Here is a 16,827-nt window from a genome sequence, read left to right as displayed (position 1 = left end):
GGGGTCGGTCTGGTGCCGCTGCAGGAGCGCGCAGGGATTTGCGCACGGGCTCCCTTACCGTCGCACGAGAGCTTCGGAGGCCGATAGGACATGAGTGATGGCGGCACTGACGCCACTCTTGACCATCGGCGCACCCCGCAACCAAGGCTGGGCTCCGCCCCGTGGGAACGGTTCGCCGTGCCGCCCGCCGATCACGGCATTCACCGATGGCAGGCCGAGCCCGACCTGACCGAGCCCGCGGCCGACGAGCCGGAGGATAAGGCCGGCTGCCACGCCGACGGCGGCCTCACGGTCGCCGATCTGATCGCCAAGGTCGGGGCCCCGAACGCCGCTCGGCCCAGCCACCGTCGCGCGGCCCCCGACCCCGAACCTGACCCTTATGAGGCCGAGCCGGGTCTGCCCGTGGAGCTGCAGGACACGCAGGTGATCGAGACCCCGGCGTATTCGCTCGACCCGGCCGCCGAGCTACCCGACCTCGAGGCCGCCAATTACCCCAACGACGACGAGCTCGACGGACCGGCGGCCGCCTCCGAGGCGGACGAGGCGCCCGAGGGCCGCGAGGCGAAGCCGAAGTCCCGCCGGCGGCCGATACTGCTCGCCGCGCGCTCGGCGGCGGCCTTCTCCGCCGTGGTGGCGCTGGCGCTGACCGGTGGCGCGTGGCAATGGAGCGCGTCGAAGAACAACCGCCTCAACATCATCAGCGCGCTCGATCCGAACTCGAGCGACATCCGGGACCCCGGCGGCCAGTACGGCGACGAGGACTTCTTGATCGTCGGGATCGACTCGCGATCCGGGGAAAACGCCGACATGGGCGCCGGCACCACCGACGACGCCGATGGCGCGCGGTCCGACACCGTCATGCTGGTCAACATCCCGGCGAACCGTAAGCGGGTGGTCGCGGTCTCGTTCCCGCGCGACCTGGCGATCACCCCGATCCAGTGCGAGGCCTACAACCCCAACACCGGCAAGTACGGGCCCATCTACGACGAGAAGAAGGGGACCTGGGGCCCCAAGATGGTCTACACCGAGACCAAGCTGAACTCGGCTTACGCGTTCGGCGGCCCCAAGTGTCTGGTCAAGGAGATCCAGAAGCTGTCCGGCCTGAACATCAACCGTTTCATCGCCGTCGACTTCGCCGGGTTCGCCAAGATGGTCGACGCCCTCGGCGGCGTCGAAGTGTGCAGCCGCACGCCGCTGCACGACTACGAACTCGGCACGGTCCTCGACCACGCGGGACGCCAAGTCCTCGACGGCCCGACCGCGCTGAACTATGTGCGGGCCCGGCAGGTGACGACCGAGACCAACGGTGACTACGGCCGCATCAAACGCCAGCAGTTGTTCTTGTCGTCGCTGTTGCGGTCGCTGATTTCCGAGGACACGCTGCTCGACCTCAACAAGCTCAACAACGTGGTGAACATGTTCATCAGCCTCACCTCCGTCGACAACGTCAAGACCAAAGACCTGGTGCAGCTGGGACAGTCGTTGCAGGGCATGGCGGCCGGGCACATGACGTTCGTCACCGTGCCGACCGGCGTCACGGACCAGAACGGCGATGAGCCGCCGCGGATGGCCGACATGCGGGCGCTCTTCGACGCCATCATCAACGACGATCCGCTGCCCGAGGAAAACGACCAGAACGCCAAGCCGTTGGGCGGCAGTTCGCCGACGTCGGGAGCCACCAAGGCGCCCACCACCAAGAAGACGCCGACCCCCACCGCGACCCCCGAGGCTCAGCACCAGCAGGTGACGACCACGTCGCCGCAGGACGTCACGGTGCGGGTTTCCAACGCGACCGCCCAGAGCGGGCTGGCGGCCACCGCGACCAAGCAGCTGAAGAACAACGGCTTCAACGTGATGACGCCCGACGACTACCCGAGTTCGGTGAACACGACGACGGTGTTGTTCTCGCCCGGCAACGAGCAGGCCGCCGCCACGGTGGCTTCGTCGTTCGCCAACGCGAAGGTCCAGCGGGTCTCGGGCTACGGGCAGGTCATTCAGGTGGTGCTGGGCCCGGACTTCAACACGGTTGCGACGCCCGCGCCCACCGGCTCGTCGGTCAGCATGCAAATCGAACGCGGGTCCGGCAACGCGCCGGCCCAGCTGCCCGACGACCTGACGGTGACCAACGCGGCCGACACCAGCTGCGAGTAAAGAATTTTGGCGGTACGGCACCGCCCATTTCCTGTGTCGAGAACGTAGGCTTGGCGGCATGCGGACCGCCTACCACGAGCAGCTTTCGGAGTTATCCGGGCGCCTCGGTGACATGTGCGGGCTGGCGGGGATCGCCATGGAGCGGGCCACCCAAGCCCTGCTCCAGGCCGATCTGGTGCTGGCCGAACAAGTGATTTCCGACCACGAAAAGATCGCGGCGCTCAGCGCGCAAGCCGAGGAAAGCGCCTTCGTATTGCTGGCCCTTCAGGCGCCGGTCGCCGGTGACCTCCGGTCCATCGTCAGCGCCATCCAGATGGTGGCGGACATCGACCGCATGGGGGCGCTGGCCCTGCACGTCGCCAAGATCGCCCGTCGCCGCCACCCGCAGCACGCGCTGCCCGAAGAAGTCAACGGGTATTTTGCCGAAATGGGCAGGGTCGCAGTCGAACTGGGCAACAGCGCCCAAGAGGTGGTGTTGTCCCGCGACCCGGAAAAGGCCGCGCGGATCCGCGAAGAAGACGACGCGATGGACGACCTACACCGCCACTTGTTCTCGGTCTTGATGGACCGCGAATGGAAGCACGGCGTGGCGGCGGCCGTCGACGTGACGTTGCTGGGCCGCTTCTACGAGCGCTTCGCCGACCACGCGGTGGAGGTGGCGCGGCGCGTCATTTTCCAGGCGACGGGCAGGCTGCCCGAGGACGACGCGAAACCCCTGACGAGCTAGCCGAAGCGGCCGGAGATGTAGTCTTCGGTCGCCTTCTGGGTCGGGTTGGAGAAAATCTTTTCGGTGTCGTCGATTTCGACCAGCCGGCCGGGCTTTCCGACGGCCTCCAGGTTGAAAAACGCCGTCAGGTCACTGACGCGGGCGGCCTGCTGCATGTTGTGGGTGACGATGACGATCGTGTAGTCCTGCTTCAGCTCACTGATCAGTTCCTCGATGGCCATCGTCGAAATGGGGTCCAGGGCGGAGCAGGGCTCGTCCATCAGCAACACGTCGGGTTGCACCGCGATGGCCCGCGCGATGCACAGGCGCTGCTGCTGGCCGCCCGACAGGCCGCCGCCCGGCTTGTCCAGCCGATCCTTGACCTCGTCCCACAGGTTGGCGCCGCGCAGCGAGTATTCGGCCGTCTCGTCGAGCAGCTTGCGATTGCGCACCCCCTGCAGCTTCAAGCCGGCGACGACGTTGTCGCGAATTGACATGGCGGGGAACGGGTTCGGCCGCTGGAAGACCATCCCGATGGCGCGGCGCACCCCGACCGGGTCGATGCCGGCGCCGTAGATGTCCTGGTCGTCGAGGAGCACGCTGCCCTCGACCCGGGCGCCCGGAATGACCTCGTGCATCCGGTTCAGCGTGCGCAGCACGGTGGTCTTGCCGCAGCCCGATGGACCGATGAACGCGGTCACGCTGCGGGGCAGCACCGACAACGTCACATCCGCGACCGCCTTGAACGACCCGTAATAGATGTTGACGGCTTTGAGGTCCAACCGCTTGGCCACTACTGCTCCTGCCTACGCCTTCTTGGGGGCAAACTTTCTCGCGATCACCCTGGCCCCGACATTGATGATCGCGATCACCAGGATGAGGGTTAACGCCGCACCCCACAACCGATCCGTCGGCGCCGGGTTGATGCCTGCGCCCGCCGATGTCTGGTTATACATCATCCCGGGCAGCGACCCCATGAACCCGTGGAAAACGTTGAAGTTCATCGACTGTGAATAACCGATCAGGATCAGCAGCGGCGCCGTCTCACCCATCACTCTAGCCACCGCCAGCAGGATCCCGGTGATGATGCCCGACAACCCCGTCGGCACGACGACCCTGGCGATCGTCTTCCACTTCGGGATCCCCAGCGCGTAGCTGGCCTCACGCAGGTCAATCGGAACGATCCGCAGCATCTCCTCGGTGGCCCGCACGATCACGGGAATCATCAGCAAAACGAGCGCTAGGGACACCGCGAACCCGGAACGGGGCAGCCCCAGCGTCGCCACCCACAGCGCGTAGATGAACAACGCCGCCACGATCGAGGGCACGCCGGAGAGGATGTCCACCATGAACGTGGCCAGCCTGCCCAGGGCGGTGCCGCCGCCGTACTCGACCAGGTAGATCGCCACCAGCATTCCGATCGGGACCGAGATCACCGCGCATACCAGCCCTTGCAGCAGCGTGCCGACCGTCGCGTGGTAGGCGCCGCCGCCGGCGACGAACGCCGTCATGCCCGCCTGCGAATGCGTCCACCACGCGGTGGAGGCAATCGCCTTGAACCCCTTGGCAATCACGGAGGCGAGAACCAACACCAACGGTGTCAGCGCGATCACCATCGACAGCGTCATCAGCACGGTCGCCGCGGCGTTGGCCGCCCGGCGGCGGCGGCCGACCCCCGGGAAGGCCCGCGGCTTGAGGGGCCGGTCCAGCATCGAGGTCATCGGCCGGACCGCCTGTTGTGGGCGCCCGCAACGGCGCCGCGGGCCAGGGCGTCGACGAGGAAGGTGAGCAGGAACAGCACCAGTCCGGCGGCGATGTAGGCACCGGCCTTGTATCGGTCGTTGAACTCCGAGGCGGTGGCCGCGATCTTGGTGGCGAACGTCGAGCCGCCGTCGAACAGCGACCAGCCGAACGCGGCCTGGGTGCCCCGCAGGATGATCAGCAGCGCGACCGTCTCGCCCAGGGCACGGCCCAGGCCCAGCATCGCGCCGCTGACGTAGCCGGATCGCCCGAACGGCAGCACGGTCGTCTTGATCACTTCCCAGCGCGTGGCGCCGAGGGCCAGCGCCGCCTCGATCTCGTCGTTCGGGGTTTGCATGAACACCTCGCGGGTGACCGCGGTGATGATCGGCAGGATCATCACCGCCAACACGATCCCGCCGGTGAAGACCGTGCCGCCACCCGCGACCGACGCGTTGCCGGTGGCGAACAGGAACCACCAGCCGAGGGTGTGGTTCAGCCAGGTGGCGACGGGCCGCAGCTGCGGCGCCAGCACGTAGAGGCCCCACACGCCGTACACGATCGAGGGGACCGCGGCCAGCAGATCGACCGCGTAGGCCAGCGGCGCGGCGAGCCGGCGCGGCGCGTAGTGCGTGATGAACAGGGCCACGCCCAAAGCGATCGGCATGGCCAGGATCAACGCGAACACCGACACGAACACGGTCACCTCGAGCAGCTCGAAGATTCCGAAGTGCATGGCCGAGGTGTCGGTGGTGACCCAGTTGCCGTCGTAGGTGAAAAAGTTCTCCCGGTTGCGCTGCAGGGCCGGGATCGCGCGCAGCAACAAAAACACGCCGATCGCGGCGATCAGGACCACGATCAGGACCCCGGAACCCTGCGCCAGCCGACGAAAAACCCTGTCCCCCAGGCGCGGCCGGGAACGCCCCCACGGGCTGATCGGCACCACCGGAGACTCGGGGAAGGGCGCAGCGACGACCGCACCCGAACCCGCAGCGGATGGGTCTGGCGTTATCACTGTGATCCCGTCACAGTCCTGCTGTCGCTCCTTGCGCCCGCCGGTTACCGGATCGCGCTGATCGCGGTAACCAATCGCTCCTTGACTTTATCGGGCAACGGCACATAACCGGCGGACGTAAGACCGGCCTGCCCCTTGGTCGCGGCCGCGCTCAGGAAGGACTTGATCGCCGCCGAAGTGTCCGCGTCGTAGCCGTTCGAGCACACGATCTCGTAACTGGCCAGCACCAGCGGGTAGGCGTCGGCGCGCGCGGTGGTGTACATCGGGTCCAGGTCGAGTACCAGGTCGTTGCCGTCGGCGACGAAGCTGGCCGCCTGGATCGCCTTGGCGGCGGTGTCGTTGGTCAGCGGAACCACGCCGTTGCCCGTGTCGATCAGGGCGTAGGGCACACCGGCTTGGTCGGCAAACCCCTTCTCGACGTAGCCGATCGCACCGGCGGTCACCCGCACGGCCTGGATGACGCCCGCCGACTTCGTGGCCCCCTCCCCGACGCCGCCCTGGAACTCGGTGCCCACCCCCCGGGTCCAGCTCTGCGGCGCGGCGGCCGTCAAATACTTCTGGACGTTGTCGGTCGTTCCCGACGAGTCGGCCCGGTAGATCGGGACGATCTTGGTGTCGGGCAGCGCCACGCCGGGATTGAGCGCCGCCAGTATCGGGTCGTTCCACGCGGTGATCCTGCCGCTGAGGAGCTTGGCGAGGGCGTCACTGCTGAGGACGAGCCGCGGTACGCCCGGCAGGTTGTACACCAGCGCGACCGGCCCGAAGACCAGGGGCAGGTCCCACGCGGGGTTTCCGTCGCAGCGTTTGGCGGCCGGGCCGATCTGGTCGGCCACCAGCGGCGAGTCGGACCCCGCGAAGTCGACGTGGCCCGCGATGAACTGCTCGCGCCCGGCGCCCGACCCGGTCGGGTTGTACGCCACCGCCTTGCCGGGGCAGGTCTGCCCCCACACCTGGTTGAACAACGACATCGCGTTCTGCTGGGCGGTCGAGCCCTCCGCCGTCAGGCCGCTCTTTCCGGCGCAGCCCTCCGAGCCGGCCAACCCGGAGATCGCGGCCGTCGATGCGCCGCGGCGGTTGTCGTCGCTGCCGCAGCCGGTCAGTGTCGCACCGCAGATCGCCAGCGCCAGCGCGGCGGCCGCCAGCGACCTGCCCTCCCTGTCGAGCCTCACCGATCTCGCTTCCTGACGCGCTCCCCCCGACGCATGCAGGCACCGCCGGCCGTCCCCAAGGGAGGTAGCCAACTGACCGCAAAAGTATGCGCCGGCGCCGTCCAGAGAAGTCGGTGGAGATGAATGCCGGGTGAACGATCGGCGTGCGGTCAGGCGCCGGCCACCGCGTACGCGGTGTCGACGCTGTAGGTGCGAAAGCCGAGGCGCTCGTAGGTTCGCACCGCGGCCGCGTTGTCGGACTCGACGTACAGCATCACGGTGGGTTCGGCCGCACCGGCCAGCCGGCGCGCCAGCGATTGAATCCCGATGGCTGTCAACGTGTGCCCGAGACGCCGGCCCTGCGCCGCCGGATCGACGCCGACGACGTAAACCTCGCCCAAGCCCGGCCGGTCGAGGTGCACCTTGGTCCAGTGGAAGCCCAGCAGCCTGCCCGCCTGATCGCTGTCGGGCGCGCCGAACGCCATAAACAAGCCCTCCGGGTCGAACCAGGGTTCGGCGCGCCGCTCCGCCAGATCGGCCTCGGTCCACCCGCCCTGTTCGGGGTGTCGGGCGAACGCGGCGTTGTTGACGCGCAGCAACTCGGCGTCGTCGGCCGTCCCCCGGTAGGTGCGAATTTCCACCCCGGGAACCGGCGGCACGGAGTCCGGGACGTCGCGCAGCGAGCGTCGCATCTGGACGAGTTCGCGCACCGCGATCAGCCCGAGCGCGGCCGCGGTCGCCCGGGCCGGCTCGAGGGTGCCGTGCGCCCAAAAGCGGTTGCGCCCAGCGGTTTTCGCCACCGCTGCGCGCACCATGGCGGTGCCGACACCGCGCCGGCGGGCCTGGGGGTGCACCACGAGCTCCGCCATTCCCGCGTCTCCGTCGCGGGGCGGGCTGAGATTCAGGTAGCCCGCGATCGCGCCCGGCTCGGCGCCGGTGATCAGCAGGTGTGCGGTGCGGTCGTGGCCCAGTTCGCGCAACACCTGCTCCCCGACGGGCGCTACCCCGTCGAATTCCGTTGCGGCCGAGACGAGTTCACGCACGCTCTGCTGCTCGGAGTCAGTGAGTGCGGAACGCCAGTCGGGCGAGGTCACTGACTGCGCAACGGGTCGCCCAGCGGCTGTTGCAGATCCTCCGCATCGGACTCGGCGTCATCGGCTTCGGCCTCGTCGGGGTCCGCGATCGGCGGTCGGCCGCGCGCCGGCCGGACGGCCTTGTACCCGACGTTGCGCACCGTGCCGATCAACGCCTCGTATTCGGGGCCGAGCTTGGCGCGCAGTCGCCGCACGTGCACATCGACCGTGCGGGTGCCGCCGAAGAAGTCGTAGCCCCACACCTCGTGCAGCAGCTGCGCGCGGGTGAACACCCGGCCGGCGTGCTGGGCCAGGTACTTCAGCAACTCGAACTCCTTGTAGGTGAGGTCGAGCGGGCGGCCGCGCAGCCGGGCGGTGTAGGTGCCCTCGTCGATCACCAGCTCGCCGAGGCTGACCTTGCCCGCGCTTTCCTGGTCGGCCAGCCCGCCGCGGCGGCCGACCACCAGCCGCAACCGGGCGTCGATCTCGGCGGGCCCGGTGCTGGGCAGCAGGATCTCGTCCAGTCCCCAGTCGGCGCTAACGGCCACCAGCCCGCCTTCGCTCACCACGGCCAACACGGGGACCGACCGGCCCGCCGTGCTCAACAGCCGGCACAGGCCGCGCGCGGACGACAGGTCGGTGCGCGCGTCGACCAGCACGGCGTCCGCGGTGCCGGCCTCCAGCAACGAGGATGGTTCTGGCGGCGCCGTCCGGACGGTGTGAGGAAGCAGCGACAACGACGGCAGCACCGGGTCGGGGTGCAATTCCGAGGTCAGCAGTAATAGCTCCAACTAGCCCCTCCAGCTCGGGGGGAAGGCGTCTCCCATTTCGTAACGCCACGACGCGTTAGTTGCCAGGACATCTAACGATAACGTGCCACCTGCCGTTTCGGCGTGGGGTAGGCGGCAGTGTGAGCCCCGCCACCGGGCGGCCGGCGACACGGCGGCCGGCGGATTACGCGACAATGTGCGGGTGCGGAAGGTGCTGATCGGCGCGGCGGCCGCGGCGATCGCCGTGGCCGTACCGGTCGTCGCCGCCGTCGGCGTCGACTACGGGACCAGCATCTACGCCGAATACCGGCTGTCGACCAGCGTGCGCAGGGTGGCGCAGCTGGGGTCCGACCCGTTCGTCGCCATCGTGGCGTTCCCCTTCATCCCGCAGGCGCTGCGCCACCACTACAACCAGCTGGAGATCAAGGCCAACGCCGTCGATCACACGATGGTCGGCACGGCCACCCTGGAAGCCACGATGTACTCGGTGGACCTGACGCAGGCATCGTGGCTGATCAGGCCCGACGCGAAGCTCCCGGTGGGCAGGCTGGAGAGCCGCATCATCATCGACTCGACGCACCTGGGCCGCTACATGGGCATCAGCGATCTGATGGTCGAGGCGCCCCCGCGGGAAACCAACACCGCCACCGGCGGCGTCACCGCATCGGGCATCTCCGACAGCCACGGGTTGGTGTTCAGCGGCACGCCGCACGCGGCGGGCTTCGAGCACCGGGTCAGCGTCTCGGCGGACCTTTCCATCGCGCCCGAAGACCCGGCGACGCTGGTGATCACGCCGACGGGCGTCCTCACCGGGCCCGACACCGCCGACCAGGCGGTCCCGGACGACAAGCGGGATGCGGTGCTGCGCGCATTCAGCACAAGGCTGCCCAACCAGCGGCTGCCGTTCGGGGTCGGGCCGACCACCGAGGGTGCGCGCGGCTCCGACGTCATCATCGAAGGGGTCACCCGGGGAGTAACCGTCACCCTCGCGGGGTTCAAGCAGTCATGACTACCGTGCTCGTGACGATCGTGGGGGCAGTCGTCGTGGCGACCGTCGCCGGCTGGCTGTTGACGCGCAGGTCGGGACGGGTCCGCGAGATTCATTCCGATCCGGGCGGCGGGATCGACGCGGGCGAACTGGCGTTGTCTCGGAGCGGGCCGACCATCGTGCACTTCAGCGCCCCGTGGTGCGGCCCCTGCGACCGGGTTCGCCGAGTGGTCGACCAGGTCTGCCAGGACCTGGCCGAGGTAGCCCACCTCGAGATCGACCTGGACGCCAATCCGGCGACCGCCCGGCGCTTCTCGGTGCTCTCGCTGCCCACCACGCTGATCTTCGACGTCGAGGGTCGACAGCGATACCGCGCCTCCGGGGTGCCCAAGGCCGCCGACCTGCGTTCGGCGCTGCGGCCTCTGTTGGCTTGAGCGGCACGTCATTGGGTAAGCTTGCCGACGTGTCAGCCCGCTTCGAGCCCATGCTCACCACGCGCCGCACAGTCGGTCTGTGCCGCATCGCGGGTTGTTGTTGTTGTTGCTGTAGCTGCTGAGTAGCAGCGCCCTGCGCGCACTCGGAGCAGCTTCGGTCCCTACCGTGGCGTGCCTCCACCCGTCTTCCGCGCAACAAGAATTTCTAGGAGTAGTCCCCGTGCCAAGCAACAACACCGCCGTGGAGCCCGACCGCGTCGACGTGCGCGGGCCCAGGTTCGCCGCCTGGGTCACGTCCGCGGTCCTTTTGCTCACGCTCATCGTTTCAGCCGCCAGCCCGGCGGCGGCCGCCCTCGTCCTCGGGGCGCAGGCCGTGATCTTCGCCGTCGGCGCCATCGGCGGGCCCCGCCGCCACCCCTACGGGCGGCTGTTTGCCCGCGTCGTCGCCCTCCGGCTGGGGCCCGTCACGGAGCGCGAACCCGTCGCGCCGCTGAAGTTCGCCCAGCTCGTCGGCCTGATCTTCGCGGTCGTCGGTGTCGTGGGATTTGCCGTCGGCGCCGTTGTACTCGGGCTGATCGCCACCGCGGCCGCGCTGGTGGCCGCCTTCCTCAACGCGGCCTTCGGCATCTGCCTGGGCTGCCAGCTCTACCCGTTGGTCGCACGCTTTCGGGCTGACCCCTCTAGCCCCGCATAACCCGAACGTCAGAAAGCAATCGAAAGGAACACCCACCATGGCTCGCTCCGACGTCCTGGTCTCCGCGGACTGGGCCGAGAGCAATCTCGATGCCGGAAACGTCGTCTTCGTCGAAGTGGACGAGGACGCCAGCGCCTACGACACCGGCCACATCGCCGGCGCGATCAAGCTGGACTGGCGCACCGATCTGCAGGATCCCGTCAAGCGCGATTTCGTGGACGCACAGCAATTCTCCAAGCTGCTGTCCGACCGCGGCATCTCCAACGACGACACGGTCGTCCTCTACGGCGGCAACAACAACTGGTTCGCCGCCTACGCCTACTGGTATTTCAAGCTGTACGGCCACGCCGACGTCAAGCTGCTCGACGGCGGCCGCAAGAAGTGGGAACTCGATGGGCGCCCGCTGACCACCGACACCGTCAACCGGCCGGCCACCTCGTACACCGCGGCCCCGCCGGACAACAGCATCCGCGCCTTCCGCGACGAGGTGATCGCGGCCATCAACGTCAAGAACCTGGTCGACGTGCGCTCCCCGGACGAGTTCTCGGGCAAGATCCTCGCGCCGGCACACCTGCCGCAGGAGCAGAGCCAGCGGCCGGGCCACGTCCCCGGCGCGATCAACGTGCCGTGGAGCCGGGCCGCCAACGAGGACGGCACCTTCAAGTCCGACGAGGAATTGGCGAAGATCTACGCCGACGCCGGGCTGGACGGCACGAAGGAAACCATCGCGTATTGCCGGATCGGGGAGCGTTCGTCGCACACATGGTTCGTGTTGCGGGAATTACTCGGCCACGAAAACGTCAAAAACTACGACGGCAGTTGGACGGAATACGGCTCCCTGGTGGGCGCCCCGATCGAGTTGGGAAGCTGATATGTGCTCTGGACCGAAGCAAGGACTGACGTTGCCCGCCAGCGTCGATCTGGAGAAGGAAACGGTGATCACGGGCCGGGTCGTGGACGGCGCCGGTCAGGCGGTCGGTGGCGCGTTCGTCCGCCTGCTGGACTCGTCGGACGAGTTCACCGCGGAGGTCGTCGCGTCGGCCACCGGTGACTTCCGGTTCTTCGCCGCGCCCGGGTCCTGGACGCTGCGCGCGCTGTCCCCGATCGGCAACGGTGACGCCGTGGTGGCGCCGTCCGGTGCGGGCATTCACGAGGTGGACGTCAAGATCGCCTGACGGCCCGGCCGGTCCCAGCGGGCCCGCGGCACGAATAGACTCGTTCCCGTGGTGCTCTTCTTCGAGATCATGCTGGTCATAGCGGTCGTGGTCATCTCATGGTTCGCGCTGTACACCCTCTACCGGCTCATCACTGACGAGTCGTGAGCCCCGACGACCCCACGGCTTCCGGTGACCGCGCGGTGGCTGCCGCCGCCGAACGCGCCAAGGTGACCGCTTCCCGCAACATCCCCGCCTTCGACGATCTGCCGGTGCCCGCCGACACGGCGAATCTGCGCGAAGGCGCCAACCTCAACGACGCGCTGCTGGCGCTGCTGCCGCTGGTCGGTGTGTGGCGCGGCGAGGGCGAGGGCCGCGGACACGACGGCGACTACCGGTTCGGTCAGCAGATCGTGGTCTCCCACGACGGCGGCGACTACCTGAATTGGGAAGCCCGGTCCTGGCGGCTCGACGACAAGGGCGAATACCAAGAGCCAGGGTTGCGCGAGACGGGCTTCTGGCGGTTCGTCAACGATCCCGACGATCCGACCGAGTCGCAGGCCATCGAGCTGTTGCTGGCCCATTCGGCCGGCTATGTCGAACTGTTCTACGGGCGGCCGCGCACCCAGTCGTCGTGGGAGTTGGTGACCGACGCCCTCGCCCGCAGTCGGTCGGGCGTTCTGGTCGGCGGCGCCAAGCGGCTCTACGGCATCGTCGAGGGCGGTGACCTGGCCTACGTCGAGGAGCGGGTGGACGCCGACGGCGGTCTGGTGCCGCATCTTTCGGCGCGGCTGTCGCGGTTCGCCGGATAGTCACCTCCAGGGCCGCGGGCCGAGATAACCTCTGTCGCTAGCGATCACCGCGACGATGCTCGGGCGAGGGAGGTCGGCGGATGGGTAGACCCCGGCAGGTAACTCGCTGGGTCGTGTCCGGTCTCAGCTTGTTGCTGGTCGGTTACCTGGCCGCCCTGGCGCTGGCGCCGTCGATCCTCGACGCGCTGCCCGGCTGGCTGGCCTGGTTCGGGCGGCCGGGCTCGATGCCGACGCTCGCCATCGTCATCGTCGTGCTGATCGCGGCGTGCGTGCTGAGCTTCCGATCGAGCGGCAGCCATCGCGTGGTGGGCGTTTCGTTCACCGTCATCGCCGTCCTGATCGCCATGAGCGCGGTGCTCGGCCTCACTTCCTACTGGGGATGTCACGACGCCAACCACCCCGCGTTCTTCACGCCGCTGATGGCGACGGCCCAGTTGGTCAAGGGCAGCACCAGCGACTTTTCCGTCGGCGGGCACACCTGCCCCAGCCCCACCCCCGTCGGGCTGGAGCTCGCCAGGATAGTGGCGCTGGCGGCGATCTTCACCGGTTTGGGCGGGGTCGTGGTCGGGGTGTTCCGGTCCCAGGTCGACCGGTTGCGCGCCAACCTCGCCGAGCACGTCACCGCCATCGTCGGCGTCGACGACGACAGCCAATCGATGATCAGCGCCGTCGCGCGGACGTTGGACCGGCGCAGCACGCTGGTCGTCATCACCAACGCCGGCGACGACCGGGTTCAGCGCGCCCGCAGGCAAGGCGCCCGGGTGGTGCTGGTGGACTTCAACAGCCCCGCCACCCTGGTGTCGCTGCGCCTGTGGCGGAACCTCGGCCGGCTGTACTTGATGGCGCGCGACCCGGCGGTCAACTTGTTGTGGCTGGAGCTGATCAGTCGCCGACTCGCCGAGCTCGATCATCGGCAGCGGTTGCCGCTCATCGTGCGCATCGACGACCCGTGGCTGGCGAAGGCTTGGCGCGCCCAGCAATTCGGTGGATCCGACACCCGATGGGCCGCCGATGTCGTCGGCAAATACGAGGTCACCGCCGGCAGGCTGCTTGACGGCATCATCGCGACGGGGCGAACGAGCCGCGTATTCATTTGCGGCACTTCGCAATTGACGCTGGCGCTGTGCGCGGACCTGACCCGCCGCGCGCTGGAGCGGGACTTCTTCACCCCGCCCGGCGCGGTGCCGTTGCCGGCGCTCACCCTGGTCGAGAGGGACGCCGAAGAGTACGTGCGCGACCACGAGTTTTACCGCCAGCAGGCCGGATTCGTCTCCGACGGCCCGAGGATCGATGCGGTGCCCGAGGCGCCGACGGTGCCGACCATGCTCCGACTGCTCGGCGACGCCGAGCCTTCCACCTGCGCGGTGATCCTGGTGGACACCCTCGCCGCGACGATCGGCACCAGGCTGGCCGCCCGCTTCCCCGAAATGCCGGTTTTCGCCTCGGATCTCAACACGAGCATCGCCGACGACGCCATCCAGGTCGTCGGCTCGCTGCAGTCCTACTCCCTGGTCCTGGACACCCGCGAGGGCCTGGTTCAGGATGCCTGGGAACGCGCGGCGAGGCTGATCCACGAGCGCTATCTGGCCACGCTCGACCCCGAGGCGCCCCGGTCCCCCGCGGCGATGCCGTGGGACGAGCTCAGCGAGTTCTATCGCGGTTCGAACCGGCGCCAGGTGCGCAACGCGCTGTGGATGGTGGAGCAGATCGCCGGACACACCTGGAACACCTGGGGCACTCCGCCGGCCCAGCTGTCGGGCCGCGACATGGCCGATTCACCGCCGCTGGAACAACTTGCGCTGATGGGCTTCGACCACCAGGCGGCGATCAGCATGGCGCGGGCGGAGCACGAGGACTGGTGCCGCTACTACCGGCGCAACGGCTGGAGGTACGGACCCCAGCGCGACGACTCCCGCAAGATCCACGACAAGCTGGTCGACTGGTCGGTGGTCGAAAGCAAGCCGGAGCTGCTCAACGCGGCGGTGCGCAGCCTGGCGGCCACCCTGTGGAGCCTGCGCCAGCTGGGTTATCGTTCACGCCCACTGTGGCAGACCTTCACCAGGTCGGGGACGGTCAGCGCCGAGCAGCGCAGCCAACCGTGGACCTGGACGTCGGACTCGGGGCACACCATGCGAGCCGACGCCGGCGATTGGGCGGTGGGCGAAGACGGCAAGGTTTGGTCGGTGCGCGACAACATCTTTCGGGATACCTACGAACCGGCGGGTGACGGCCGGTGGCGCAGGAAGGGCATCGTTCAGGCGCGGCCGGCGCGCCCCGGCGAGACGGTCAACACCCTGGAGGGTGCCACCGCCGCGGCGGACGGCGACTGGGTCGTGCGCGGATCCGACGGCGAGCAATGGCCGGTTCCCGGTGAGGAATTCGCGCGCCGCTACGCCGAATGCCGTGCCGACGACCGCGAATGATTGCTCACCGAACAGCGGCGATCACTGATACGGTATCGGCGCACAGCCCGGTCACTTGAGGAGACGGCGATGGCGCTGTTCATCAGTTATTCGAGCCAGGACAGGCCGACGGTCGACGCTCTGACGACCGCCCTGCGGCGCGGCCAGCAACAGGTGTGGTTCGACCAGGAGCTCGGCGGCGGGGAGTCCTGGTGGGCCAAGATCCTCGAGCAGGTCCGCTCGTGTGACGTGTTCATCGTCGCGCTCTCGACCAACTGGCTGCAGTCCAAGCCCAGCCAGGCCGAGCTGCGCTACGCGCGAGCGCTCAACCGGCCGATCCTTCCGGTTCAGATCGGCGATATCGACAGCATGCGGGTGAATCCCCTTGCCTCGCTGCAGATCATCGACTACCGGGAGCCGACCGTCGACGCCGGCATTCAGCTCGTCACCGCGGTGCACGCGCTGCAAAGCAAGCCCGCGCCCTTGCCGGATCCGCTGCCGGACGAGCCGCCGGTGCCGTTCGGCTATATCACCCGGTTGGGCAACACGCTGGCCGAGAAGGAACTCAGTCCGCAGCAGCAGCTTCAGTTATTGGTCGAACTCAGGCAGGGGTTCGACGAGGACGGCGACGACCCCAGCGCCCGCGGCGACATCGCGCAGCTGCTGCGCATGCTGCGGCTGCGCCACGACGTCACCTACCGGACCCGAACCGAAATCGACAACGTCCTGGCGGAGATCGAGGCCAGGGACGGTTCGCCGGCGGGCCCGCCCGCGGCGGCGGCCGTCGGTGAGACGGCGCCCGCGACCGCGGCGGCCCCGGGCACCGACCCCGAGCCGGCCGGCCGACCCGCCGTCGGCGCCGGCGCGGTCAAGCAGGGCGGCTCAAACACGAGGTTGCTGATTCTCGGCGGAGCGGCTGTGGCCGTCATCGCCGTGATCGCGGTGGTCGTCGTGCTGGTCAGTCAGGGCGGCAAAAGCAGGCCGGCCGCCAAGCCGGCTTCGAACCCCAACACCGTTGCCGCCCCCGATGCGCCGGCGGCCGCGAATTCCAATTCCACCGCGAACGCCGCGAAGGTGGACTCGTTCTTGCTGGGCCCGCCCGATGTGGGCGCCGTCGTCGCCGACCCCAACATGGTCGTCTCCGACAAAACCAGCGGAATGCGCAATCCTCGGTGGACGATATCCATTCCGGACTGCCTGGGTGCCTACGAACCCATCGCCGAAGCCGCCTACCGCGGGAGCGGCTACCTGGCAGTGGCCGGCCAGGCCGTGCACACGGCCGCGGACGAGCCGACGCATCGGGTCTTCGAATCGGTGGTGGCATTTCCGTCGGCCGACAAGGCCAGCGCGTTCGTGCAGGCGTCCGCGGACAAGTGGAAGGCCTGCGCCGGCCAAGCGATCACGCTGAACTACAACAACCGGACGGAAGGTTGGAAGTTCGACGACGTCGCGGGCGCCCCGCCCCGGATAGCGCAGGGGCGGACGAAGACGGAAGGTACCCGCATCTGCCACCACGTGCTGCGGGCGACGTCCGATGTCGTGATCGACGTGCTGGCATGCGGGCCCGAGGCCGAGAACGGTCAAGCCGGGCGGATTGCCGAGCAGATCTCCAGCCGGGTGGCGCAATAGCCGGCCCATGACATGGAACGACCCCCGAGCAAAGCTCCTGGTTGGACAGACCGGAAGCTCGGGGGCCGGGTGGCTACGGGGAATTCGCCAGCGTAAAACGCCGACTCTTCC

General features: G+C 68.6%; 16 protein-coding genes. 10 read left to right on the top strand and 6 right to left on the bottom strand.

Features of this window, described 5'->3' with window-relative positions:
• Positions 1 to 90 precede the first annotated feature (90 nt).
• Together AWB89_RS18340 and phoU are read left to right on the top strand one after the other, a co-directional pair.
• Positions 91 to 2,151 (top strand): LCP family protein, encoded by a 2,061-nt coding sequence (locus tag AWB89_RS18340; RefSeq protein ID WP_085175574.1) that lies wholly within the window; start codon positions 91 to 93, stop codon positions 2,149 to 2,151.
• Positions 2,152 to 2,209: 58 nt separating this feature from the next.
• Positions 2,210 to 2,878, top strand: a complete 669-nt coding sequence (gene phoU / locus AWB89_RS18335) for a phosphate signaling complex protein PhoU (RefSeq protein ID WP_085175571.1) — start codon at positions 2,210 to 2,212, stop codon at positions 2,876 to 2,878.
• Here phoU and pstB read toward each other — a convergent pair.
• The 6 genes from pstB to AWB89_RS18305 form a co-directional block, all read right to left on the bottom strand.
• Positions 2,875 to 3,651 carry a phosphate ABC transporter ATP-binding protein PstB gene (gene pstB / locus AWB89_RS18330; RefSeq protein ID WP_066915933.1) on the bottom strand — a complete coding sequence of 259 codons (777 nt, stop codon included), beginning with the start codon at positions 3,649 to 3,651 and terminating at the stop codon, positions 2,875 to 2,877. The two genes, phoU and pstB, sit on opposite strands and share 4 nt — an antisense overlap.
• Before the next feature lie 12 nt (positions 3,652 to 3,663).
• The gene (pstA, locus tag AWB89_RS18325; RefSeq protein ID WP_085095552.1) at positions 3,664 to 4,578 is read right to left on the bottom strand and encodes a phosphate ABC transporter permease PstA; all 915 of its coding nucleotides are present in this window, start codon (positions 4,576 to 4,578) and stop codon (positions 3,664 to 3,666) included.
• Complete coding sequence (gene pstC, locus AWB89_RS18320) at positions 4,575 to 5,618, bottom strand: phosphate ABC transporter permease subunit PstC (RefSeq protein ID WP_085095554.1); 1,044 nt, start codon at positions 5,616 to 5,618, stop codon at positions 4,575 to 4,577. The genes pstA and pstC overlap by 4 nt, the downstream gene beginning before the upstream one ends.
• Before the next feature lie 38 nt (positions 5,619 to 5,656).
• A complete protein-coding gene (pstS, locus tag AWB89_RS18315) occupies positions 5,657 to 6,781 on the bottom strand; it encodes a phosphate ABC transporter substrate-binding protein PstS (protein WP_139830583.1) in 1,125 nt (374 codons plus the stop codon).
• A 149-nt stretch (positions 6,782 to 6,930) separates the two neighbouring features.
• Positions 6,931 to 7,854 (bottom strand): mycothiol synthase, encoded by a 924-nt coding sequence (gene mshD, locus AWB89_RS18310; protein WP_085175569.1) that lies wholly within the window; start codon positions 7,852 to 7,854, stop codon positions 6,931 to 6,933.
• Positions 7,851 to 8,624, bottom strand: coding sequence for a winged helix-turn-helix transcriptional regulator (locus AWB89_RS18305; protein ID WP_085175567.1), 774 nt, complete (start codon positions 8,622 to 8,624; stop codon positions 7,851 to 7,853). Before AWB89_RS18305 ends, mshD begins: the two co-directional genes overlap by 4 nt.
• 175 nt (positions 8,625 to 8,799) lie before the next feature.
• Here AWB89_RS18305 and lmeA point away from each other — a divergent pair, with 175 nt between their 5' ends.
• The 8 genes from lmeA to AWB89_RS18265 all read left to right on the top strand — a co-directional run bounded on the left by lmeA (position 8,800) and on the right by AWB89_RS18265 (position 16,716).
• Complete coding sequence (gene lmeA / locus AWB89_RS18300) at positions 8,800 to 9,612, top strand: mannan chain length control protein LmeA (RefSeq protein ID WP_085095562.1); 813 nt, start codon at positions 8,800 to 8,802, stop codon at positions 9,610 to 9,612.
• Positions 9,609 to 10,025, top strand: coding sequence for a thioredoxin family protein (locus AWB89_RS18295; RefSeq protein ID WP_085175565.1), 417 nt, complete (start codon positions 9,609 to 9,611; stop codon positions 10,023 to 10,025). Before lmeA ends, AWB89_RS18295 begins: the two co-directional genes overlap by 4 nt.
• A gap of 220 nt (positions 10,026 to 10,245) precedes the next feature.
• Complete coding sequence (locus tag AWB89_RS18290; protein ID WP_085175563.1) at positions 10,246 to 10,719, top strand: DUF4395 domain-containing protein; 474 nt, start codon at positions 10,246 to 10,248, stop codon at positions 10,717 to 10,719.
• Positions 10,720 to 10,756: 37 nt separating this feature from the next.
• Positions 10,757 to 11,590, top strand: coding sequence for a sulfurtransferase (locus AWB89_RS18285; RefSeq protein WP_085095567.1), 834 nt, complete (start codon positions 10,757 to 10,759; stop codon positions 11,588 to 11,590).
• 1 nt (position 11,591) lies between these two features.
• Positions 11,592 to 11,894 carry a DUF1416 domain-containing protein gene (locus AWB89_RS18280; protein ID WP_067883672.1) on the top strand — a complete coding sequence of 101 codons (303 nt, stop codon included), beginning with the start codon at positions 11,592 to 11,594 and terminating at the stop codon, positions 11,892 to 11,894.
• Between the two features lie 143 nt (positions 11,895 to 12,037).
• Positions 12,038 to 12,685, top strand: a complete 648-nt coding sequence (locus AWB89_RS18275) for a heme-binding beta-barrel domain-containing protein (RefSeq protein WP_085095569.1) — start codon at positions 12,038 to 12,040, stop codon at positions 12,683 to 12,685.
• An 80-nt stretch (positions 12,686 to 12,765) separates the two neighbouring features.
• Positions 12,766 to 15,108, top strand: coding sequence for a RyR domain-containing protein (locus AWB89_RS18270; RefSeq protein ID WP_085175561.1), 2,343 nt, complete (start codon positions 12,766 to 12,768; stop codon positions 15,106 to 15,108).
• Between the two features lie 69 nt (positions 15,109 to 15,177).
• Positions 15,178 to 16,716 (top strand): sensor domain-containing protein, encoded by a 1,539-nt coding sequence (locus AWB89_RS18265; protein ID WP_085175559.1) that lies wholly within the window; start codon positions 15,178 to 15,180, stop codon positions 16,714 to 16,716.
• The last annotated feature ends 111 nt before the right edge of the window (positions 16,717 to 16,827 follow it).

This window comes from Mycobacterium paraense, assembly GCF_002101815.1.
Taxonomy (GTDB): domain Bacteria; phylum Actinomycetota; class Actinomycetes; order Mycobacteriales; family Mycobacteriaceae; genus Mycobacterium; species Mycobacterium paraense.
Note: the sequence above shows the minus strand (reverse complement) of the source record. Positions and strands in the feature narration are given on the sequence as shown.

Bases quoted from the DNA above. Each gene is read 5' to 3' on its own strand.
- AWB89_RS18340 (WP_085175574.1), top strand. From the start codon at position 91: ATGAGTGATGGCGGCACTGACGCCACTCTTGACCATCGGCGCACCCCG.
- AWB89_RS18285 (WP_085095567.1), top strand. From the start codon at position 10,757: ATGGCTCGCTCCGACGTCCTGGTCTCCGCGGACTGGGCCGAGAGCAAT.
- AWB89_RS18295 (WP_085175565.1), top strand. From the start codon at position 9,609: ATGACTACCGTGCTCGTGACGATCGTGGGGGCAGTCGTCGTGGCGACC.
- AWB89_RS18265 (WP_085175559.1), top strand. From the start codon at position 15,178: ATGGCGCTGTTCATCAGTTATTCGAGCCAGGACAGGCCGACGGTCGAC.
- phoU (WP_085175571.1), top strand. From the start codon at position 2,210: ATGCGGACCGCCTACCACGAGCAGCTTTCGGAGTTATCCGGGCGCCTC.
- pstA (WP_085095552.1), bottom strand. From the start codon at position 4,578: ATGACCTCGATGCTGGACCGGCCCCTCAAGCCGCGGGCCTTCCCGGGG.
- AWB89_RS18270 (WP_085175561.1), top strand. From the start codon at position 12,766: ATGGGTAGACCCCGGCAGGTAACTCGCTGGGTCGTGTCCGGTCTCAGC.
- AWB89_RS18280 (WP_067883672.1), top strand. From the start codon at position 11,592: ATGTGCTCTGGACCGAAGCAAGGACTGACGTTGCCCGCCAGCGTCGAT.